Below are 368 nucleotides of genomic sequence, written 5' to 3'. Positions count from 1 at the left end.
ACCATCGCCATGGCAAAGGTGGCGATGGTGGTGAAGCGGTCACGGTGAATCTGCTTGATAAACGCGGCCACCAGCGGGCCGGTGGCACCCACGAACAGGCTGACAAAACTGGTCAATGCGGCGGCAATGAAAATGCCAGGCTTGCCGAAGGCCATGCCCGGCAGCCCCGGGCCCCAGCACAGGTAGAGCACAAACAGGGCGATGGTCAGCTGCCAGACCTGTTCCGGTAAATCGACCAGCAGCCAGGCCCCGATCCCGGCACCGACCACGACACCGGGGGCGAACGCGGCAATGACACGCCAGTCGACCTTGCGCCAGGTCATCACCGCACGGCCCCCGTTGGAACCGAGCTGCACCAGGCCATGGAC

Annotated in this window: 1 pseudogene; it reads right to left on the bottom strand. The window is 64.7% G+C overall.

The features are described from left to right. A pseudogene (locus tag ACFC20_RS17620) lies at positions 1-368 on the bottom strand (sulfite exporter TauE/SafE family protein); the annotation flags it as partial.

The sequence above is a fragment of the Marinobacter sp. genome, from assembly GCF_041984545.1.
Lineage (GTDB): Bacteria > Pseudomonadota > Gammaproteobacteria > Pseudomonadales > Oleiphilaceae > Marinobacter.
The sequence above is the reverse complement of the archived record's forward strand: the minus strand, read 5'-3'. Positions and strand labels throughout refer to the sequence as shown.